Below are 20,417 nucleotides of genomic sequence, written 5' to 3' on the forward strand. Positions count from 1 at the left end.
TGAATGAGGAATCAGCGGGAAACAGCTCGGGCGGGGGCGGCATCCGCGCGGATCATGTCAGCGCCTTTCTCGCCGATCATGATGCAGGCCGCGTTGGTGTTTCCGGCAACAATCCTGGGCATGATGGACGCGTCGATGACGCGCAGCCGGCTAACGCCGCGTACCCGCAGCCTCGGGTCGACAACGGCTTGCCCGTCGACGCCCATCCGGCACGTGCCGACCTGATGCCATCCGCTGTTGCCGTTCTTCTTGAGATGTTCGAGTAACTGTTCGTTAGTCGTAACTGACACGCCAGGTACCAGCTCGTTGACGATCCGCGACGAAAGCGGCGCAGCTTCAGCGATACGCCGCATCAACCTCAAGCCTGCGATCGAGCGCCGGATGTCGCCCGGATCGCTCAAGTAGTTCGGATGAAATGCGGGAGCCTGGAGTGGGTCGGGCGACTTCAGCGCCAGATGACCGCGAGAATCGGGTGTCAGCAGCACCATCGACCCGCTGACGGCCGGAAAGTCGTCGACGACCGGATTACCGGATGCGTTGAACTTGAACGTCATCGGGCTCACCGTCAGTTGCAAGTCCGCTTCTGGACGCCCGGCTTCGCTGCGGGCATAGGCTGTTACGGGCGCTGCGCCGAGCGCGAGGTAGCCGCTGCCTGTGAGCAGGTAGCGTATGCCTTCCAGATATTTGTGTAGGCCGCGCAGCCGGTGGTTGTACGAGCTTTCCGGCGTGACACGCCACGCGAGCGAGCCGAACCAGTGATCCTGCAGGTCGCGGCCCACACCAGGGGATTCGATTGTTGCCGCGATTCCATGGTGGTGCAGGGCCGCGCCGTCACCGATGCCCGACAACATCAACAGATGCGGCGAGGCGAGCGCGCCACCCGACAGGATCACTTCACGTGCCGCAGCGATCTGTCGCCGCTCGCCTTGGTCGATTACCTCGATGCCGGTGGCCTGGCCGGATTCCAGCAGCACGCGGGTCACACGCACACCAGTGCGCACGGTCAGGTTGCGACGATGGCGCACCGGCTCAATAAACGCGTTGTACGACGTATGGCGGCGCCCGTTCCGGATCGTGTATTGCCGATAGGCAACGCCTTCGTGTGGAGGGCCGTTTAGGTCCGCGCTGCGCTGAATGCCGACCTGTTGCGCGGCGGCAATGAAGTCGTCGGCGGTTGGGTGGGTCACCGCAGCGTCGCTCACGTGCAGTGGACCCTGACCACCGTGATACTCGCTTGCGCCGCGCTGGTTCGCTTCGGACCGGATGAAATAGGGCAGCACATCGGCCCAACTCCATCCGTCGTTGCCGAGTGCGGCCCACTGGTCGAAATCGCTCGGCTGGCCTCGCATGTAGATCATGCCGTTGATCGAACTGCTGCCGCCCAGGCCTTTGCCGCGTGGCCAGTACACGGTACGTCCGCCAAGCGTGGGCACGGGCTCGGTATCGAAGGCCCAGTTGAACTGCTTGTTCATGAACAACTTGCCGGCACCGGCGGGCATGCGCACCCAGAGGTGATTCATGTCCGGGCCGGCTTCAACGAGCAGAACGCGAACGCCGGGATCCTCTGACAGGCGGCTGGCCACCACACACCCCGCAGACCCCGCGCCGACCACGATGTAGTCGTAGATTTCCATTGAACGCGTCTCTTATCGGGATTGTGGAATCAGCGGAACAATCGTCGCCGCGATGATGGCGGGAATCGCAAACGCGTAGAAGTTCCAGTGCAGCCCAAGATTGGAGCCGACGATCCAGCCGCCGATCATCGGTCCCAGAATCGAGCCGAAACGCCCGATGGCCTGCGCGCCGCCGAGCGCCGACCCTCTGCACGCAGTCGGGAAGTGTGCGGCGATATGACCGTAGATCAGGCTGCTGGTGCCGATCGACCCTAACCCCGCGCCAAACACGGCAAGCATCAGCCATGCGGAATCGAGCTTTTGGCTCAGCGCAATCAGCGATAGTCCGCCAATGAGGAGGAATGGGAGCATCACGTGTCGTGAGCCCAGACGATCGGCCATCCACGCGCCGCTGAGCATGCCAACGACAGCACCGAGTTGCATCACCAGCAGAAATTGCAGTGACGAACCGAGAGGGTAGCCGGCAGCACGCATTAACTGCGGTAGCCACGCGTTGAGCCCGTAGATGATCAACTGGACGCAGAAGGCCATGACCGCCAGTAGCAATATGGTGGTGCGGAACTCCCGAGAGAGTACCAATCGATAACCGCTTGCCGCATGCGCTATATCGTGCGGCGAGCGCTGGGCGTTCTTGTCTTGTAGGATTTGGTCGAGATCGAGTGCGTATCGGGCAGCAAGCTTGCGAGCCTCGTCGATGCGGTCGCGGCTCACCAGAAAATCGACCGACTCGGGAAGGAAGACGTACATCACCGGCAGGATCAGCGCGTAGAACGCACCGAGGGCGTACAACATGCGCCAGCCATGCTGATGAAGCAACTCGATTGCGAGCAGCGCGCAGACGACGCCACCCACCGAGTAGCCGGTCAGTGTGAGCGCGTTATACAGCTGGCGTCGATTCTTGGGCGCGTACTCCACCGACAGCGCGACGGCGGATGGAACGACCCCGCCCATACCGATCCCGGTGAGGAAGCGGGCGGCTCCCAGGAACGTCGGGGACGTCGCAAGCGCGCAGACGATTGAACCGATGGAAAACCACAGGACCCCGGTCATAAGCAGCTTGCGCCGGCCAATTCGGTCGGTGAGCGGACCTGCCACCACCAGCCCAACCATCAGGCCAACCAGCGTCCAGCTCCCGATCATGCCGGCGGTGGCGGGGCTCAGGTTCCAGCCGGGTTCCTCCATCAAATGTGGGATGGTTGCACCGTAAACGATGAGATCGTAGCCATCGGCTACGAGTGTCAGGAAGCATAGGATGACGACCCAAAGGCTGCTTCGGACCGGCGCTGTTGTTCGACTCACGTTGTCTCCTTACTTTTGTTTTGTATCTGCGTTGTCGCCAAGCAGACCTTGCTGGCTTTCACGGGCATGACGATCCTGCTCGCCAGACCGCGGTTGCTCAGTGGGCGAATGGAGTGCCCGGTTTTTCTTGAAGTGTGTTGGGTGCGGTCCTATGTGGTTGGCGTATCTCGCGCGAGTACGTACCGGGTGCATGGAATGAGGGTACGCACCGCGAGCATGGTGCGGACCACCTATGCGGATGAGCCGTATGGCGTCCAGGAAGAGGGCGTTCAACGCTGCCGCCTGATCGGGTGATCGACGAGCCCCTGCGGCAGGTCGCCCGCCGGATTCGAACAGGCTCCGGCTCGTAATAGACAGCGTACGAGCATGCTCGTGGCAAACCAATTGAGCGTTTACGAAGCAGTAATTCGATTGGGTCGAATCCGACAGGTGCGAGCCGGGAAGAAGGCGCAGCCTTACATGTTGAGATGCTTACGGAAGAACGGCACCAGTTGGGCCAACGCCTGGCTGGTGGGCTCGGGCTTGTCGTAAAGGTCGTAGTGGGTGGCACCGTCTACGACCTGAAGCGTCTTTTGGCTCGATCGGGCGCGGCTGAACAGTTCGAAACCGTCCCGATAAGAACCGAATGCCCCCGGCTCCCCACCGCCGATGACAATGTGCAGGGGCTGTGTCAGCAGGTGCTCGGCCAGGAAGAAGGCATCCCAGCCGACCGCCGGCGCGAGGCTCGAAAATCGCAGTTTGTTGGGCGAGCCCGGCTGCTGGCCGCGCGGCGTCTTGTAATAGTCGACTGCCTCGACGATGTCCACATTGCTCAGGCCTGCCTGTTCGCGCTCCTGTTGCGAGTTTGGAATGTAGGTCGTCAGCATCGGCTCGGCGCCCCTCGCTTCTGCCGTGCGCTGCTGGGCAATGGCATCCAGCGTCTTCAGCGCTGCATCGGGCGTCATGTCGCCCTCGCGCATCAGCCGGCCGTAATTGGCGGCAACCACTGTTCCCACCGCTTTGAAGCGACGCTCGGTCATCGCGGCGTTGACTGCGTATCCGCCGCCGCCGCAAATGCCCAATACGCCGATGCGGTTCTCGTCCACGTAGGGGAGTGTGACAAGGTAGTCCACCGCGCAGCGGTAGTCTTCCACCCGCGTTGCAGGGTCCTCACTGAAGCGTGGCTCGCCGCCGCTCGCGCCTTGGGTAGACGCGTCGAAGGCCAGTGTGATGAAACCCTGCTCGGCGAGTTTCTCCCCATAGATGGCGCCCGACGTCTGCTCCTTGCAGCTACTGATGGGATGGCCGCAGACGATCGCGGGATAGGTCTTCTTCTCGTCGAAGTCCCTCGGGAAGCGAAGGTCAGCAACCATATCCCACGTGCGGTTCTTGAATGTTACGGTTTTCATGGTGATGTCCTGTCATTTGCGCTAGCCGGATGCCTTGCCTTTCAGGCGGTGCGGCCATGGATAGATTCGGAGGCGTTTCTCGAAGAGCGCGTCGACTTCGACAGGCTTCATGGAGACTACGCCGTGGCTTTTTGTACGAACAAGTTTATGCTTGGACGAACTCGGTGATAATCTCGAAAAAATTGGATGCAGTTATTAGTCAGGCTTCTGAATGAACGGCAGCAACCTCAAAGATCTCACGGCATTCCTGCTTGTCGCCGAGGAAAGCAGCTTTACCCGCGCTGCTGCACGCCTGGGCATATCCCAGTCGGCACTCAGCCAAGTCATCCGGGGGCTTGAAACGCGGCTGGGCCTGCAGCTGTTCGCGCGCACCACGCGCAGCGTTTCGGTGACGCCGGCAGGTGAGCGGCTGCTCGAGTTGATCGGCCCTGCCATGGGGGAAATCGACTCGGGTCTGGAGGAGATCACCCAACTGCGCGACAAGCCAGCCGGGACGATTCGACTCAACGCCGATGAATATGCGGTACAGCAGGTACTGCAGCCTGCAATCACGCGATTCCTGCCGACCTATCCGGACATCCGCGTTGAACTCCATATCGACTATGGGCTGACCGATATCATTAGTGGCCGCTACGATGCGGGCGTGCGTCGGGGCGGATTGGTGGCGAAGGACATGGTCGCTGTACAGATCAGCTCTGCCCATCCTATGTCGGTAGTCGGAGCACCGGCCTATTTCATCCGGAAACCGATACCGAAGCGCCCGAGCGACTTGACCGAACATCTGTGCATCAATCTCCGTCTGCCGACACATGGCGAGCACTTCGCATGGGTGTTCACAAAAGCAGGGAAGGAGCAACGCATCAAAGTGGATGGCCAACTGGTCAGCAACAGCATCGCGTCTGCACGCGATGCGGCGCTGAGCGGACTCGGCTTGGCTTATCTACCGCATGCCTATGTTCGTGATCATCTGTCCTCGGGGCAGTTGACCGAAGTGCTGTCGGGTTGGCGCAAGACCTTCGAGCCCTACTACCTCTACTACCCGCGACGCCGTCACGCTTCCCCTGCATTTTCGCTGCTGGTCGATGCACTTCGCTGGCGCATTGATTGATCCATCGTGTTGCCAGGCCTTGGAGAGGCCGAGATGGCATTTACGTATTCGACCGCGCTGCAAGAAGCCCCGATCAAGAAACGGATCGCTTCGACGTGATGCCACCATCGACCGTCACGATCGTGCCTGTGGTGTAGTTCGAGCGCGGGGAAGCCAGATAGACGAACAGATCTGCGACCTCCTCGACGGTGGCGGGGCGGCCCAGCGGATACCGAGCCAGTAGTTCGGCGCAACGCGCTTCATCGCCGAGCAGGTGGGCCGCATGGCTCTTGAGTACCTTGGCGATGCGTTCGGTGGCGACAGGCCCTGGGTTGACGCCCACCACGCGAATGCCGTCGTCGAGGCTGCGGCCGCCCAGGGCGCAGGTGAACGCCATCAATGCGGCGTTGCCCGTCGTCCCGGCGATGTAGTTGAAATCGAAGTTCTGGCCGCCGTTTCCGATGTTATTCAGAATGACGCCGCGTCCGCGCGTCTTCATTTCCAAATACATGGAGCGCGTCAGGTTGATGTAGCCGAACACCTTCAGCTCCCAGCCCTTGCGCCACGCATCTTCGTCAACGTCCCACAGCGTGCCGCCCGGAATGGCACCGGCGTTGTTCACGAGAATGTCGGCATGACCCGCCCATGCAACGATGTCGGCAATCGCGCCGGGCCGGGTCATGTCCAGTGCAAGTACATCGACCTCCACGTTGTGCGAGGATCGAAGTTCCTCAGCAAGCGCATGAAGCTTTTCCGCTGACCGGGCAACCAGCGACAGATGGCAGCCTTCACGGGCAAAAGATCTCGAAAGGCCTTCGCCGATACCTTGTGACGCTCCGGTGACCAGTACGCGCTGGCCTGCGAGTCTCATATCCATGCGTTGCTCCTGGCCTTCGTCTCCACGAATGGTCTAGATCTAGTGTGCTGCTGCCACCGACGTATCCTGAAGCGCGTCACGTGCGACGACCTGCTCGACGGTAGAGATGTCACCCTTGTCGATGGCATACCAGCGATGGCAGATCAGGTCCGTGAACTTGATGTTCTGCTCCGCGAGCAGGATGCCCATGCCGCTGGCGCACAAGGACTTGATCGCCTCTGCCAGGCGCAGTACCACGATGGGTGCTAGGCCTTCACTGGGTTCGTCCAGCAACAGCAGCTGAGGTTGCAGCAGCAGGGCGCGGCTGATAGCCACCATCTGGCGCTCACCGCCCGACAGCTTGCCCGCGTAGCGGGTGCGCAGTGCCGTCATTTCAGGAAACAGTCCGTACACGGTCTCGAGCTGCTGCGCCGAGGGGCGCGCGACGCCGATCGTCAGGTTTTCCTCGACGGTGAGCGAGCGGAACAGCCGGCCACCGCTCGGCACAATGGCAACCCCGGCAGCAACGCGCTTGTTGGCCGGCACGCCACGCAGGTTCTGCCCATTGACAGTGATGGCCCCGCTGCTGGCCGTGACCAGCCCGGCCACCGCGTTGATGAACGTTGTCTTGCCCGCACCGTTGCGGCCCACCAACCCAACGACTTCGCCGGCGCGCACGGAGACATTGGCGTTGCGCAGGACCCTGACGTGACCGTAGCCAGCGTCCATGGCCTCAACGCGTAGCACCTCGTCAGATGTCTTCACCAAAATAAACCTCCTTCACGCGAGAGTCCGCCCGCACGGCTTGCGGCGGGGCGTCGATTAGGACCTTGCCTGCGGCCAGCACGACAACACGCGTAGCAAAGGAAAACACGATGTCCATGTCATGTTCGACAAAGACGATGGGAAGCTGCTCGCTGGCAGCAATCGAACGGATCAACCCAAGGCACTCGCGCGACTCCTCGCGGCCCATGCCGGCGGTCGGCTCATCGAGCAGCAGCACGCGCGGCTTGGTCGACAGGGCAACCGCAAGTTCCAGCGTGCGCTGATCTCCGTAAGAGAGATCCCCGGCGTAGACGTGACGCTTGGCCCCAAGGCCGACCTTGTCCAGGATCGACTCGGCTTCCGCCTTGAGCAGGACCGAGGCGCGTTTGAACATGTTCCATGAGTGCCCCTGCGCCAACATCAATCCGATCTGCACATTCTCCAGTACCGTCGAGGAGCGGAATACGCTGCTGACCTGGAAGGATCGGCCCAGCCCCCGTTTGACGCGCTGCCAGGGCGGCATGCAGGTGACGGGCTCACCAAACAGGCGCACCTCACCGCCATCGGGGATCTTGCGTCCCGTCAGCAGATCGAAGAACGTGCTCTTGCCGGCCCCGTTGGGGCCGATGATGGCGACAATCTCGCCCGGATTGACTTCGAGCGAGACGCCGCCCACGGCGGTGAAGTCACCAAAGGACTTAGACACATTCGATGCGCTGAGCACCGGTTGCAGGCTGGCAGTCATCGATGGCCTCCCATGGTGTTCTTCGTGTCAAGTGGTGCCAGTGCAGCGGTGTGGCCTTTAGTGCCGCGCCGTGCAAGACGCTTGCCGATGTAAGCCACCAGCGGCGTGCCCAACCCTTCGGGGAACAGCAACGCACAGACGATGACGAGCACGCCCACAACCAGGTCTGAGTTTTCCGAGTGCATCTGGACATACACCCGCGACAGTTCCAGGACCACGGTTCCCAGGATGGGACCGAGGAAGATCGAGCGACCACCCAGCGCCACCATCATGAGCAGCATGGCGCTGGTCATCCACGAGAACAGGTGGGGATCGACGTTGCCCTCCGTCGTGGCGGAAACGATGCCGAAGATCGTGCCCAGTACGCCCGCAATCACCATCGCCATGATCTCGTACCGTTTCGGATTGCCACCCAGCGAAGCGATGCGGTCGGAGTTGTCTCGCACGGCCGCCAGCATGGTGCCGAAAGGGGAGGCCAGCAGTCGCAACAGGAACAGGCCTACCGCGACCAGCACGCCCACGGCAAACAGATGCCGCGCCATGTCGGATTCCAGCCAGGATGGAATCGTCACGCCCACCAGCCCATCGTCACCGCCGGTCAGCTCGTAGCTACGGGCAACTAGCACGAATGCGACCTGACCAATCGCCAGTGTCAGCAACCCGAAGAAGAGGTGCTTCGCCCGCAACGAGATCACAGCGGCTACAAGCGAAAGCGGTACGGACAGCGCGAGCCCGATCAGCGCTGCGTACTCATAGCGGAGCCCATGCTTGATCGTGCCAATGGCAACCGCATAGGCACCGAGGCCGAAGAACAGGCCCTGGCCCATGGAGATGAGCCCGGTAGCCCCCACCAGCAGGTTAAGGGTGATGGCCGCGCCAGCCAGCACTGCGAGCCGGGTGATCTCAGGCAGCATGGTTGCCGGAAGAACAAACGGCAGAACACAGAATGCGATGCCCACTGCCAGCAGGGCACCCACTCGTTTTGCGTCGAATTGGAACATCGCTACTCCCTGCCGACAATCGTGCGAAAGCCGGTTGGCTTGAACAGCAGAACGATGACCATGACGGCGAAGATGATGATTTCGCTGCCCTGGTCGATGACGAGGGTCGATACGGTTTCGGCAACGCCGATCAGCATGGCCGCGGCAAGGCCCCCCCAGACCGAGCCGAGCCCACCCACCACGACCACGGCGAATGCAATGAGCACGATCTGCACGTCCATCCCGGTGTTGATCGCCCCCCGCGGGACGGCGATCGCACCGGCCACGCCGGCCAGCATGGCGGCAATGGCCATCACGGTCGTACGCAGACGCAGGACGTCCACACCGACGGCTTCCAGCATCTGCGGATCATCGACCGCTGCCCGGATCAGGCGGCCAGTGCGGCTGCGCGTGAGCAGGGCCCACAGGTAGATAGCCACGGCGGCCGTGAGCGCCAGCACGACGAGTTGATAGCTTGCGAGCTTGAGCGGACCAAGCTCGACAAAACCCGAGAGCTGAGGCGGCGGCGCCATGGAAAGCGGTTGGGCACCAAACACCAAGCGCGTGACATTGTTCAGCACCAGCAGCAGGCCGAACGACACCAGCAGCTGGCCCCACATGCCGGAGCGATAGACGCGCCGGAAGAAGGACACCTCCAGCGTGGCGCCAAGCGCCGCAACGACTGCCGGAACGATCAAACACGCGGCAAGGAGGCCGGCCCCTGGCCCCCATTTTTGAATGCATGCCGCTGCGCCAAACGCCGCCAGCATAAAAAACGACCCGTGTGCAAGGTTCACGACGCCGAGTGCGCCCCATAGCAGCGTAAGGCCCGACGCCACCAGGAAGTACAGGCCGCCGTTGGCGATACCTGCCAGCACCTGGGCCCACAGCAAATCCCAATTCATGTCTGTCTCCGTTGATGCACGCTTACTCTTTGCGCGCTTTTTCGACGGTCGCCCGCGATGGGCGTGTCATGCTTGCCGGAACCACTTCGTCGATGTCGAGGACAGGTTGCCCATACTCCTTGCCCGCTATGATCTTGCCGAAGTACACCGGTACGCCGGCTTCATGGTCGAATTTGCCGAAGCGCAGCGGGCCTCGCAGCGTTGCAAATTCGTTGTCTTCAATGGCGCGCAGCACGGCATCTGTGTCGGTAGTCTTTGCCAAGGTGACAGCACGTGCCCAGGTCGTTATGCAGTCATAGGCGGCGAATGCCCAGTCCGACGGGTAACTGCCGGTCTGCGCTTTGTATTGCGTGACGAAGTCCTTGCCCTCGCCAGATTTGCCGAGGTAGTTGAACGGCGCGTATTGGAAACCTTCGATGCCCAGCGGCGCGTTGTCCCCGAGCATCTTCAGTGTGTTGGCGTCCATCACGGTCATGAAGCGGTTGTTGATCTGCTTGAAGAAGCCCAGCGCTGTCGCCTGCTTAGAAAACGTCAGAAGATCACCCGAGAAGACTTGCGACCAGACATAGTCAGGTTTTGCCGCCAGGATCTTATTGATGCTGGCGGTGTAGTCGGTGGCGCCCAGCTTGGGGTACTCCTCAACCACGATCTGCGCTTGCGGGTTGAGCTCTTTCATGAACTCCTTGAAGCGCATGGCAGACGCCCGGCCGCCGGCGTAATCGGGGACCATCAGCGCGTAACGCTTGTAGGGCTGCTTGGCCAATCGCGTGGTGACCGCTCGCATCAGCATGTATGTCGTCGGCGCTACCGAGAACATGTAAGGCTGATAGTCCTTCATGGTGATTTCTTCGGCCGCAGCGGTCGACACGCACATCGGCATCTTGAGCTTGCCCGAGACGGCTTTAGTGACCGCAAGCGTGGCGCCGGACGTCATCGGAGACAGGAGAACATCCGCGCCTTGCTGCGCCAGTGCGCTCGCCTGATTGACAGCGCGCTGAGGGTTCGTACCGTTGTCCTGATAGTCGAAAAGGATCTGTCGTCCAAGCACGCCCCCCTTTTTGTTGAGCGCGTCGATAGCGAACTTGAAGCCTCCGAGTGAGTCGGCGCCCAAGTTGGCGGCGGGCCCGCTCAGGTCGAGCGAACCGACAACCTTGATGGGCTGGCTTGCCTGCGCGAGGGCAAGCATCGGGCATAGCGCAAGCAGCGCGCCTGCGGCGATGGTTTTCATGCTGAGTCTCCTGTGGTTTCTTGGTGGAGGAGCTCGCGCTTGCTCGATTGGCGTGGCGCTCGGCATCGCCTGGGGCGACCACTCGGGTTCGAGCGAATGCTGCCCTGGCAGGACGCCGTGTCTCCTTTATTTGTTGCATCCAAGGTTATGAAGCCTCCCTGGGCGCGGCAATGGACATATCCAAGCCGTTCCGTACCTTGGAAACGCCTGCTAAGCAATGCGCAAGAAGGCACGCTGGGCCTCGCTACTGCGGCTGTTCACAGTACGGAACAGGGCCGGAGCGGAAATTGACACGCCGATGACCGGCAATGAATCTGTCCGAGCGCCTCGCAAGGTCGAACGGCCTGCGCTGCGACATCCGGTTCGGGCATGGCGGGCGCGTTCTGCGCGCGGAATTGCGACAGCAACAGAAAAATGAAGGAAGGAGACACGACATGAAAAAGGCGATGTTCGCGGCGTTGGTTGCTGCTAGTTCTGCGCTATGCAGCGCGCAAACGGGTACCCCCATCAAAATGGTGGGTTCCCTGGACCTGTCAGGGCCAGTGGCCGAGGTGGGCAAGGACACCTTGCTCGGCATCCAATTCGCAGTGGATGCCTTGAACAAGGGCGGTGGCGTGCTCGGGCGCCCTGTCACCTTTGATTACCAGGACAACGGCAGCAATGCCCAGCGCGCGATTACGCAGTCCACGACCATGGTGCGTGATGGAGCCGTCTTTCTGATGGCGCCGCAGGCTTCCGGCAGCACGCTGGGCGTAACCAAGATGGTGTCGGCAAAGCTGAAGGTGCCAATGTGCGTGTCGGCATCGGGGTCGGAGGACATCACGATGAAGGACTTCCAGCCGTACGTGTTCTCAGTCACGCCCAATGCTTACACCGAAATGCGCGGGGCGGCCATGCAATTGGCCAAGCAACCGTATAAACGCTATGCGCTACTCGCAGCCGACTACAGCGGCGCACGCACGAACGAAGCCCGGTTCAAGGCGTTCTTGAAGGAGCTCAATCCGCAGGCGGAGATCGTGATCGAAGAGTTTCCGAAACTCGGTGCCATTGATTACACGGCCAGCATCAACAAGATCCTGGCGGCCAAGCCTGACTACGTGTTCACCATTCTGTACGGTACCGATCTGGTGACCTTCTCCAAGCAGGCCACGGCGCTGGGCTTCTTCAAGCAGATCAATAGCAAGTTCTTCGGCATCTACGACGAATCGGTCCTGAAAACGTTGGGTGACTCTGCTGCCATTGGTGGCAACGGCGTGCAACGGGCCCCGGCGGACTATCTGCTGAAATCCGGTCCGCAGGCAAAGGCATACGTCGATCAGTTCAAAGCCAAGAACGGCTTTCCTCCGTCTGACTGGAGCACATTGGCCTACGACTGCGTGATGACCTGGGCCCAGGCTGTGAACACCGCCAAGTCGACCGATGCTGATGCCGTCATCCGCGCGGTTGAGGGGGGAGAGTTCAACACGATGCGGGGCAAGCTTCGTTTCGGCAAGCTCGACCACGCAGCCGATGCACCGGTCTTCTTCGGCCGCCTCGAACGCGGCAAGGAGCAAGGGCATCCGATCATGGCGGTGACAGATGTCATTCCGGGCAGTATGGTCCGACCAACGGAAGCCGAAATCCGCAAATCCAGACAGCCTGAATAGGCACATGACCTTGACGACTCTGCTGGACGCCGTATGACGGGGCCGCCACGGGAGCCGACGGACGTCGTGGCGATCACAGCATGGAGCCCGCTGCGCAACCGGCGGTTCTCTGTGCTCTGGTCGGTCTGGGTGGCTGGCAACGTGTGCACGTGGATGAGCGACGTTGCCGCGGCGTGGTTAATGACCACACTGACAGAGAGCAAAGCCCAGGTGGCCCTGGTGCAGACGGCGACCGCACTTCCTGCGTTTCTGCTGGCGCTCCCAGGTGGAGCGCTTGCCGACTTGCTGGATCGACGGCGGTGGTTTCTCTTCACGCTCTTATGGACGGTCGCTACGACCACCGCACTGGCATTTGCAGCTGTGACGGGTGTCTTGACCACGCCTTTGCTCCTGGCGCTGGTGTTCGCCAGTGGCGTAGGGGCAGCGTTGCGCTGGCCAGCGTTCTCCGCCTTGGTGCCGGAAGTCGTGTCGCGGCCCCAATTGCCGCAGGCGATGGCCTTGCATGGGCTTGCGGTGCATGGTGGGCGCGTGGCCGGGCCGCTGATCGCCGGTGTCTTTCTGGCGATATGGGGTGGTGCCTCGGTGTTCTTCTTTGGAGCGCTGCTATCGCTGGCATCTGCACTGGCGATCTGGCGATGGCGATACGATGCACCACTACGTCGCCGCCGTGTGCCTTTGACTCGGGCGATTCGTGCAGGTCTGCGTTTCGCTTGGCGTAGCCACCGGCTACGGGCCGCAATCGTGCGTATTTGGGTGCTCTTCATGACAGTAACGGCGTTGATGGCACTGCTGCCATCGCTGGCGCGGGCGTACGGCATTGGCAACGCGACCGTCTACACCACGCTGCTGGCATGCATCGGCGCTGGTGCCATGACTGTGGTGATGGTGTTGCCGCGTGTGCGAGCACGCATGGGGTCGCACTGGGTGGTCACGACAGGACCGTTCGTTCTCGGGGCTGCGATGGCTGGCGTTGCCCTTGCGTCGCGAGCTTGGTCTGCCGCCCCCATGCTTTTCGTCGCCGGGGCAGCCTGGCTCGCCGTCGGCAACTCACTGAACACCGGTGCGCAACTGGCCCTGCCAGACCGGCTCCGCGCACGCGGGATGGCGATCTTCTTCATGGCTGCCATGGGCGGAGGAGCATTCGGTGCGGCGGTATTCGGCGCGCTTGCCGATCACGTCGGCGTACGTCCTGCCCTGATGGCCTTGGCCGTAATGACGTTCGGGCTGGGCTGGTGGATGCGTGACCGCTGGGCAATCGCATTTGAAGATCGAGAGCAACGTTGAGCACCGCGGAAATGCGAGGGACACAGAGGCTCACTCCTGGCTGCCAACCGTAGTCCGCGCCTGTATGGATCGAGTAGGCCTCGCCGCTGCGGCTCATTAATTAATGTCGCAGAGGTGGCCCGCACATCAGAATCGGCACACCACGATTCGATGTACGGAATCTCGGTTGCTAAGGCATTGACCTTCTCGCACTGTCCCTCTGAACATCTGCAGTGACAAAGTCGAAGAGAGAACAGCATGCCGATTAGCTTGATTCCCATCCGCGATGCCCTCGATATTCGTCCTGGCCGCCTGTTCATTGACGGCCAATGGCGAGACTGGGACGGCGAGCGCTTTGATCAGATCCATCCTTCAACCAACGAGGTCATGACGAGCCTCGCAGAGGCTGGCGTGCGCGGTGTCGACCTAGCCGTGGCTGCCGCTCGGCGTGCTTTTGACGAGGGGCCCTGGCCGCGCATGCGTGCGCAGGATCGCAAGAGAATGCTACAGCCGATTGTGGAGCGGATCTACGCGGCCGAGGAGGAGATTGCACGCCTCCAGACGCTGGACAACGGCATCCCATTTTCATTCAGCCGCAATTCTCGCGTCTCCCCCAAGGCGGCAGCGGACATCTTCGACCACTTTTTCGGCTGGATCGACAAGATCAACGGAGAAACGTATCCGCTGTTCTCGGACGCATCGAACACGCAATACATGACGTTTCGCGAACCGGTCGGCGTCGTGGCCGCGATCCTTCCATACAACGGCCCCGTCATGACCTTCGCGATGAAGGTAGCTCCCGCACTCGCGTGCGGCTGCACGGTGGTTGTCAAGCCCTCCGAATACACGAATCTGGCGGTACTGAAGCTCGCGGAAATTATCGCGGAAAGCGATCTGCCTCCCGGTGTCTTCAACGTCGTCACGGGCGGTTCGGCAGCCGGCGCAGCGCTGTCTTCGCATGCGGGCATCGACAAGGTCACATTCACCGGTAGCCCCGTTGTTGGTGAGAAGATCACAATGGCGAGCGCGTCGAGCATGAAACGCCTGTCGCTTGAACTGGGCGGGAAAAGCGCGGCGATCGTATTCCCGGATGCAAGCAGCGTAGCGACAGCAGCGACTCGGCTGATGGGCCTGTGCTCGACGTTTCTGTCGGGGCAGGTGTGTTCGACGCCCACGCGGGCGATTGTGCATCGGTCCGTCATGGACGAATTCCTGCATCACGCAGCAGAACAGGTCAAAACGGTGCGCTTTGGCGATCCGTTTGATCCGGCGACGACGTCCGCGCCGATCATTTCGAAGCGGCAGAAAGACAAGATTCTCGGGTACATCGACACTGGCAGGCGCGAGGGCGCGGAGCTGATGTTTGGCGGTGCAACGCCGGGCGGTGACCTTGCCAATGGCAACTGGATTGATCCGGTGCTGTTTGCAAACGTGCGCAACGACATGACCATCGCGCGCGAGGAAATCTTCGGGCCCGTGCTGTCTGTGATTCCGTTCGATGCAGAAGAGGAAGCCATCCGCCTTGCCAACGAAAGCGACTATGGCCTGGCGGGCTGTGTGTACACGGGCAACGTCAATCGCGCATTCCGTGTTGCGCGCGCGATTCGCAGCGGCTCGATCGGCGTGAATGGCTACGCGAGCATTCCGAATGCTCCGATGGGTGGTATCAAGCGCTCAGGAGTGGGCCGCGAAGGCGGCTGGCCGACGATCGAGGCATTTACAGAACTCAAGACGATCAGTTTTAACCTCGATGGCTGAGCCCATTCGCAAGTGACGGCCCGACCTGCGTACCACGCACGTCGAGCTTTCGAATCTCGATCTCCCTATGCGGATGCGATAACCATGAGTGATACGTTTGACTATGTGATCGTCGGCGCCGGGAGCGCTGGCTGTGCAGTGGCCATGCGGCTGGCGGAGGCTGGCCACTCGGTGTGCGTGCTTGAGGCAGGCCCGAAAGACAGCAGTCCGTACATCCATATTCCCGCGGGCTACATCAAGAACATCTTCAACCCCAGGCTGATCTGGGATTTCAAGAGCGAGCCGAATCCCGCGACCGGCAATCGCAAACTGACGCTTACGCAAGGCAGGGTGCTCGGCGGATCGGGATCGATCAATGGGATGGTCTACAACCGCGGCCAGCAAGCCGATTTCGACGGCTGGGCCGAACGGGGCAATCCAGGCTGGCGCTATGAGGAGGTGCTGCCATATTTCAAGAAGGCCGAGACACGCATCGGGGTCGGCGACGACCGGTATCGGGGCCGTGGCGGCCCGCTCCCGGTCACCGACCCGGTGCACTCCAGCCCGCTGTGCGACCTGTTCATCGAAGCGGTCAAGAGCCTAGGCTATCCGCATGTTCCGGACCATAACGCCGAGACGCAGGACGGTGTCGGCCCTTGGCAGTTCACGATCGACTCGCGTGGTCACATCATGCGGCGCATGAGCGCCGCGCAGGCGTATCTGCGGCCGGCCGTGAAGAGCGGGCGCGTTAACGTACGTACCGATAGCCCCGCGATCTGTGTGTTGCTGGAGGGCCGGCGTGCGGTCGGTGTGCGCTATCGCGCGGGTGGTACTGGCGCGCCGGAGCGCGAAGTCCGGGCGCGGCACGAAGTGATCGTGTCGGCGGGCGCGCTGAACACGCCCCGCCTGCTGCAGATTTCCGGCATTGGTCCGGGTGAGCATTTGCAGGCCATCGGCGTGGACGTCATCGCGAACCTCCCTGGCGTCGGTGCGAACCTGTGCGATCACTACAACTTGCGTGTTGCTGCGAAGGTCAAGAGCGTTACGACGATTAACGAGCGCGGCCGCGGGTTGCCGCTCTTGTGGGAGATCACCAAGTATTTTGCGGGGCGGCCGAGCATTCTCAGCATGGGCCCCGTGCCGATGCGCTTCTTCTTCCGTTCGGATGCGTCACTGCCCACGCCGGACCTGCAGGTATCGTTCACGCCAGGCAGCTATCAGGAAGGGTTGCCCGGCTTGCTTGACCACTATCCGGGCATGACGCTCGGCGGGCACAAGCAACGCCCGGAAAGCCGGGGCTATGTGAAGGCGCAATCGAAGAACATCGACATTGACCCCGTGATCCAGCCGAACTACCTGGCGACCGAATCGGATCAACGCGCGATCGTTGCCGTCGTCAAGATGGCGCGTGCGGTGCTCCAGGCGCGCCCGTTTGCAGAGCACTACGTCGACGAGGTGTTCCCAGGAAATGATGTTCGCACCGACGACGAGATACTCGATTTCGCGCGGCAGCGAGGCGGCACCGTGTATCACCACAATGGCACTGCACGGATGGGCCCGGACAGCGATCCGATGGCCGTCGTCGACGCGCGATTGCGCGTCCGGGGTGTCACAGGGTTGCGTGTGGCGGACGCGTCGGTCATGCCGGCACCGATCTCTGGCCCGACCAATGCATCGGCGATCATGATCGGCGAGAAAGCGGCGGACATGATTCTCCAGGATGCCGCTCAGCCATAAGTGCACGCAGCGGGTTCGCCCAATCGTCCAGGTCTGGTCGACGCGTTGACGAGGCCGTCGGTAGGGCGATTAACTAGGGCGAAAGTCAACGTGACCGGCGCCGTCCGAACTATTGCCAATAGGCGATCTTGGACGGCACGCAAGCTCTTACCCTCGTGAAGACGGGATATCACCCTTGGATGTTTTCCTTGAACACCGGGCTGATGGTTTCAAAGCTTGTGAACTTCAGGCGCTTTGTCTTCCAAACGCCGGATCGCTTTACGTACTCAAATGCGTAGGTGCCGGAAAGCAGCTGTAGGACGCCATCGTCCGTTTGTCGATAGTAGATGACGTCTGTCTTGGCACTCGCCTGGTCGCCATCGACATCAATCAGCGGATTGGTGATGTGGTGATGGCATTTCGGCACCTCTCTCCACACCTTGTGGACGAGCTGCCGGATGCCTTCGATACCAGACGTCTGACCACGGGGTAATTCATACACACCATCATCGGCCCAGATGCTCATGAAGGTTGCCTCATCCTTCTTGTCGATTCCGTGACAGTACTTCGACATCAGCGTCCTGATTTCCTCGATATCAATCACTTTCTGAAGCTTCTCTTCGAAGCTGATGGCGTTGTTTGCCATATTGCATGTCTCCGGATAGAACGTCGGGCAAGATGTCGTGGGACTACGCCCGCCTTGGGCTAAGCTGCTGCGCTGCCAGAAGCTTGTCGAGCGCGGGGTTATCTGCGCCAATATCGTGCGCCGACGACAGCGGTGGCGGGCGTTTGCCGTTGAAAGACAGGGGCAGGCCAACCAACTCGATTTCATCGTCTGCAGGTTTGCCAAGGATGCCCAGCGCACGCGTTTGCTCGTGCTTGACCGCTTCTTCCGTCGTCTGTATGGGGGCACAGGGTAGGCCGGCAGCGCTCAGTTGTTCTTGCCAGTGCGCGCGTGGGCGCCCGGCCAGTCGTTCTCCAATGAGTCCCTCGAGCAGCGCTCGGTGTTGCAGGCGGCCGGCGTTCGTGGCGAACCGCGCATCCGTCGCCCATTCTGGGTGGCCGAGAACGTCGCAGAGCTTGGCAAACAGCGGGTCGTTCGCGCAGCTGACGATCAAATGGCCGTCTGCCGTGGCAAATGCGCGGTGAGGCACGATGAAGGCCACACCGGAGCCATGCCGACCGCCCGGCTCGCCATCAGCGTTGTAGTTGGCGATGCCAATAGACATCCAGGCCATCGCCGTCTCCAGCAATGAGCTGTTGACCGTCGACCCAGTGTGCTTCAACTGTCGGCGGTAGAGCGCCGAAAGGATGCCGATGACTGCCCACATACCGGTGCCGAAGTCGACGATGGAGACCCCAGCGCGCACAGGCGATTGGCCTTCCTCTCCGGTGAGGCTCATGATGCCCGAGAAGGCCTGCATGAGCGGATCGTAACCGGGCTCCGTGTTGAGCGGGCCCACGTGGCCGTAGGCGCCGACCTCGCAGCAGATGAGTTCAGGCTTGGTGACGCGCAGGTTGTCGGGGTCGAGACCGTACTTCGCGCTCGTGCCGGGCCGCAGGTTGTGGATGAAGACGTCGGCATGCTCCGCGATGAGCCGATGCAGCGTCGCCAGATCGCCAGCCTCCTTGATGTCGAGACAGATAGCCCGCTTGCCGCGATTCAGCGCGTGGTACGCCGCACCGCTGCCTCGCCATTTACTGGGCCCCCAGCCGCGTGCCGAATCCCCCGTCGGACGCTCGACCTTCCAGACTTGCGCACCGAGTGCCGCGAGAATCTGCCCGGCAAAGGGCGCCGAGGCGCTGTCGCTCAGTTCGACTACGACAACGCCTTCGAGAGGCAAGTCACGCATGATTGCCACCCTCCAAATTCGATATTTCGTGCTGCATGAGAGCTTGCGCTCCGCCGGAGCTCAGCAGTAAGCGGACCTCCTCGTCGGTGAATCCGTATTCCGTGAGCAGTTGCTCTGAATGCTCGCCCAGGCGCGGTGCGGGGTAGCGCAGGGCGGGTGGGCTTTCGCTCCATTGCTGGGCAATGCCGATAGTACGGATCGTGCCCTCGGAAGGGTGCTCCTGCTTAGAAAAAAATCCCACCGCAGCCATATGTGGGTCCTCCAGCAATTGCTCTGGGGTATTCATTTCGATGATTGGCACATCAGCTTCGCCTAGCAGCTTGACCCAGTCGGCGGTGGTTTTGGTTTCGAACGTGCGTGCCAGGAACGCATAGAGTTCGCCAATGTGTCGCGTCCGCCCATGGATGTCGGCATAACGCGGGTCGCTCGCCATTTCGGCGTGCCCGCTGATCTCGAAGAAGCGCTGCCAGTGGCGATCGGTATAGACCTGCGCGCCGACGTAGCCGTCCAGCGTGCGATAGGGGCGCCGTTCGGGCGTCATCATCCGCGCATAGCCCCAATCGCCAATTGGCGGAACGAAGGTATGGCCGTACAGATGGTCGCCCATGACGAAGTGCGCGAACGTTTCAAACATCGGCACCGAGACGGACTGGCCAACACCCGTTTTCTCGCGCCGATAGAGCGCCATGGCTACGGCATTGCTGGTGGCCATGCCGACCACGCGATCGGCAATGGCGGTGGCGACATACGCTGGCGGGCCGGATTTGCGGCTTTGCAGCACCGGCATGCCGACGGCCGCCTGGATCAGGTCATCGTAGGCGGGGCGGTCTGCGTAGGGCCCGTTCTGGCCGAAGCCGAACGCGCCGCAGTAGAGAATGCGCGGGTTGAGCTGCCGTACGTCTTCGTAGCTCAGGCCGAGCTTGGCCATCGTTTTCGGGCGCAGGCTGTAGAGCAGCACGTCGGCCGAGCGCACCATCTGCCTGAGCGCGTTGATACCGCTGGGCTTCTTGAGGTCCAGCACCAGGCTGCGCTTGTTGCGGTTGAGGTGAAGGAAGATCGCGCCCATGCCCGGCGTGCGGCTTGGCCCGACCTTGCGAGTCGTGTCGCCTTCCGGCGATTCGATCTTGCAGACCTCGGCGCCCATGTCGGCCAGCAGCAGCGACGCATAGGGCCCCATGAAGTTGGACGTCATGTCCAGGATGCGGACGCCTTCCAGTGGTCCTGTCACGGTCACTCCTTGTTGTCTTTCCCAGTAGCGCATGGCGCGCTGCCAGTGCTGTGGGGGTGTCCCCACAGCAGTCTCCGTTTTCTTGGA

Annotated in this window: 17 protein-coding genes; 5 read left to right on the top strand and 12 right to left on the bottom strand. The window is 61.6% G+C overall.

The features are described from left to right. Positions 1-11: 11 nt before the first annotated feature. The 3 genes from NG900_RS06285 to NG900_RS06295 all read right to left on the bottom strand — a co-directional run bounded on the left by NG900_RS06285 (position 12) and on the right by NG900_RS06295 (position 4,321). Positions 12-1,634 carry a GMC family oxidoreductase gene (locus NG900_RS06285; protein ID WP_252678052.1) on the bottom strand — a complete coding sequence of 541 codons (1,623 nt, stop codon included), beginning with the start codon at positions 1,632-1,634 and terminating at the stop codon, positions 12-14. A gap of 12 nt (positions 1,635-1,646) precedes the next feature. Further along, positions 1,647-2,933 (bottom strand): MFS transporter, encoded by a 1,287-nt coding sequence (locus tag NG900_RS06290; RefSeq protein WP_252678054.1) that lies wholly within the window; start codon positions 2,931-2,933, stop codon positions 1,647-1,649. 455 nt (positions 2,934-3,388) lie between these two features. Beyond that, positions 3,389-4,321 (bottom strand): alpha/beta hydrolase, encoded by a 933-nt coding sequence (locus tag NG900_RS06295; RefSeq protein ID WP_252678056.1) that lies wholly within the window; start codon positions 4,319-4,321, stop codon positions 3,389-3,391. A gap of 211 nt (positions 4,322-4,532) precedes the next feature. On the opposite strand from NG900_RS06295, the gene NG900_RS06300 reads away from it, so the two are divergent. Continuing rightward, positions 4,533-5,429: a LysR family transcriptional regulator gene (locus NG900_RS06300; protein WP_252678058.1), complete on the top strand. Its 897-nt coding sequence runs from the start codon at positions 4,533-4,535 to the stop codon at positions 5,427-5,429. Positions 5,430-5,502: 73 nt separating this feature from the next. Here the strand turns inward: NG900_RS06300 and NG900_RS06305 are convergent, their stop codons facing one another. Genes NG900_RS06305 through NG900_RS06330 form a run of 6 tightly spaced genes read right to left on the bottom strand, consistent with a single transcriptional unit; the run spans position 5,503 to position 10,887 of the window. Then, on the bottom strand, positions 5,503-6,285 hold the full coding sequence (locus NG900_RS06305) for an SDR family oxidoreductase (protein ID WP_252678060.1): 783 nt from the start codon (positions 6,283-6,285) through the stop codon (positions 5,503-5,505). A gap of 39 nt (positions 6,286-6,324) precedes the next feature. Next, positions 6,325-7,029 (bottom strand): ABC transporter ATP-binding protein, encoded by a 705-nt coding sequence (locus tag NG900_RS06310; protein WP_252678062.1) that lies wholly within the window; start codon positions 7,027-7,029, stop codon positions 6,325-6,327. After that, on the bottom strand, positions 7,016-7,774 hold the full coding sequence (locus NG900_RS06315; protein ID WP_252678070.1) for an ABC transporter ATP-binding protein: 759 nt from the start codon (positions 7,772-7,774) through the stop codon (positions 7,016-7,018). Before NG900_RS06315 ends, NG900_RS06310 begins: the two co-directional genes overlap by 14 nt. Further along, positions 7,771-8,775 carry a branched-chain amino acid ABC transporter permease gene (locus tag NG900_RS06320; protein ID WP_252678072.1) on the bottom strand — a complete coding sequence of 335 codons (1,005 nt, stop codon included), beginning with the start codon at positions 8,773-8,775 and terminating at the stop codon, positions 7,771-7,773. The genes NG900_RS06315 and NG900_RS06320 overlap by 4 nt, the downstream gene beginning before the upstream one ends. Before the next feature lie 2 nt (positions 8,776-8,777). Next, the gene (locus NG900_RS06325) at positions 8,778-9,659 is read right to left on the bottom strand and encodes a branched-chain amino acid ABC transporter permease (protein ID WP_252678073.1); all 882 of its coding nucleotides are present in this window, start codon (positions 9,657-9,659) and stop codon (positions 8,778-8,780) included. A 22-nt stretch (positions 9,660-9,681) separates the two neighbouring features. Further along, on the bottom strand, positions 9,682-10,887 hold the full coding sequence (locus tag NG900_RS06330; RefSeq protein ID WP_252678075.1) for an ABC transporter substrate-binding protein: 1,206 nt from the start codon (positions 10,885-10,887) through the stop codon (positions 9,682-9,684). A gap of 308 nt (positions 10,888-11,195) precedes the next feature. On the opposite strand from NG900_RS06330, the gene NG900_RS06335 reads away from it, so the two are divergent. The 4 genes from NG900_RS06335 (at position 11,196) to NG900_RS06350 (ending at position 17,270) form a co-directional block, all read left to right on the top strand. Continuing rightward, positions 11,196-12,533, top strand: coding sequence for an ABC transporter substrate-binding protein (locus tag NG900_RS06335; RefSeq protein WP_252678077.1), 1,338 nt, complete (start codon positions 11,196-11,198; stop codon positions 12,531-12,533). 33 nt (positions 12,534-12,566) lie between these two features. Further along, positions 12,567-13,817: an MFS transporter gene (locus NG900_RS06340; RefSeq protein ID WP_252678079.1), complete on the top strand. Its 1,251-nt coding sequence runs from the start codon at positions 12,567-12,569 to the stop codon at positions 13,815-13,817. A 237-nt stretch (positions 13,818-14,054) separates the two neighbouring features. Beyond that, the gene (locus NG900_RS06345) at positions 14,055-15,554 is read left to right on the top strand and encodes an aldehyde dehydrogenase family protein (protein WP_252678081.1); all 1,500 of its coding nucleotides are present in this window, start codon (positions 14,055-14,057) and stop codon (positions 15,552-15,554) included. A gap of 84 nt (positions 15,555-15,638) precedes the next feature. Continuing rightward, positions 15,639-17,270 carry a GMC family oxidoreductase gene (locus NG900_RS06350; RefSeq protein ID WP_289813707.1) on the top strand — a complete coding sequence of 544 codons (1,632 nt, stop codon included), beginning with the start codon at positions 15,639-15,641 and terminating at the stop codon, positions 17,268-17,270. A gap of 169 nt (positions 17,271-17,439) precedes the next feature. Here NG900_RS06350 and NG900_RS06355 read toward each other — a convergent pair whose 3' ends face one another. The 3 genes from NG900_RS06355 to NG900_RS06365 are packed head-to-tail and all read right to left on the bottom strand — an operon-like array spanning position 17,440 to position 20,330. Then, positions 17,440-17,895 carry a nuclear transport factor 2 family protein gene (locus NG900_RS06355; RefSeq protein WP_252678085.1) on the bottom strand — a complete coding sequence of 152 codons (456 nt, stop codon included), beginning with the start codon at positions 17,893-17,895 and terminating at the stop codon, positions 17,440-17,442. 43 nt (positions 17,896-17,938) lie between these two features. Further along, positions 17,939-19,105, bottom strand: a complete 1,167-nt coding sequence (locus NG900_RS06360) for a CaiB/BaiF CoA transferase family protein (protein ID WP_315862367.1) — start codon at positions 19,103-19,105, stop codon at positions 17,939-17,941. Then, positions 19,095-20,330: a CaiB/BaiF CoA transferase family protein gene (locus NG900_RS06365; protein ID WP_252678466.1), complete on the bottom strand. Its 1,236-nt coding sequence runs from the start codon at positions 20,328-20,330 to the stop codon at positions 19,095-19,097. The genes NG900_RS06360 and NG900_RS06365 overlap by 11 nt, the downstream gene beginning before the upstream one ends. Positions 20,331-20,417 lie beyond the last annotated feature (87 nt).

The organism is Ralstonia soli (genome assembly GCF_023955655.1).
GTDB classification, from domain to species: domain Bacteria; phylum Pseudomonadota; class Gammaproteobacteria; order Burkholderiales; family Burkholderiaceae; genus Ralstonia; species Ralstonia soli.

Excerpts from the sequence above, each read along its gene's own strand:
- NG900_RS06285 (WP_252678052.1), bottom strand. The coding sequence starts at position 1,634 with ATGGAAATCTACGACTACATCGTGGTCGGCGCGGGGTCTGCGGGGTGT.
- NG900_RS06295 (WP_252678056.1), bottom strand. The coding sequence starts at position 4,321 with ATGAAAACCGTAACATTCAAGAACCGCACGTGGGATATGGTTGCTGAC.
- NG900_RS06300 (WP_252678058.1), top strand. The coding sequence starts at position 4,533 with ATGAACGGCAGCAACCTCAAAGATCTCACGGCATTCCTGCTTGTCGCC.
- NG900_RS06305 (WP_252678060.1), bottom strand. The coding sequence starts at position 6,285 with ATGGATATGAGACTCGCAGGCCAGCGCGTACTGGTCACCGGAGCGTCA.
- NG900_RS06315 (WP_252678070.1), bottom strand. The coding sequence starts at position 7,774 with ATGACTGCCAGCCTGCAACCGGTGCTCAGCGCATCGAATGTGTCTAAG.
- NG900_RS06320 (WP_252678072.1), bottom strand. The coding sequence starts at position 8,775 with ATGTTCCAATTCGACGCAAAACGAGTGGGTGCCCTGCTGGCAGTGGGC.
- NG900_RS06325 (WP_252678073.1), bottom strand. The coding sequence starts at position 9,659 with ATGAATTGGGATTTGCTGTGGGCCCAGGTGCTGGCAGGTATCGCCAAC.
- NG900_RS06330 (WP_252678075.1), bottom strand. The coding sequence starts at position 10,887 with ATGAAAACCATCGCCGCAGGCGCGCTGCTTGCGCTATGCCCGATGCTT.
- NG900_RS06335 (WP_252678077.1), top strand. The coding sequence starts at position 11,196 with ATGAATCTGTCCGAGCGCCTCGCAAGGTCGAACGGCCTGCGCTGCGAC.
- NG900_RS06340 (WP_252678079.1), top strand. The coding sequence starts at position 12,567 with ATGACGGGGCCGCCACGGGAGCCGACGGACGTCGTGGCGATCACAGCA.
- NG900_RS06345 (WP_252678081.1), top strand. The coding sequence starts at position 14,055 with ATGCCGATTAGCTTGATTCCCATCCGCGATGCCCTCGATATTCGTCCT.
- NG900_RS06350 (WP_289813707.1), top strand. The coding sequence starts at position 15,639 with ATGAGTGATACGTTTGACTATGTGATCGTCGGCGCCGGGAGCGCTGGC.
- NG900_RS06355 (WP_252678085.1), bottom strand. The coding sequence starts at position 17,895 with ATGGCAAACAACGCCATCAGCTTCGAAGAGAAGCTTCAGAAAGTGATT.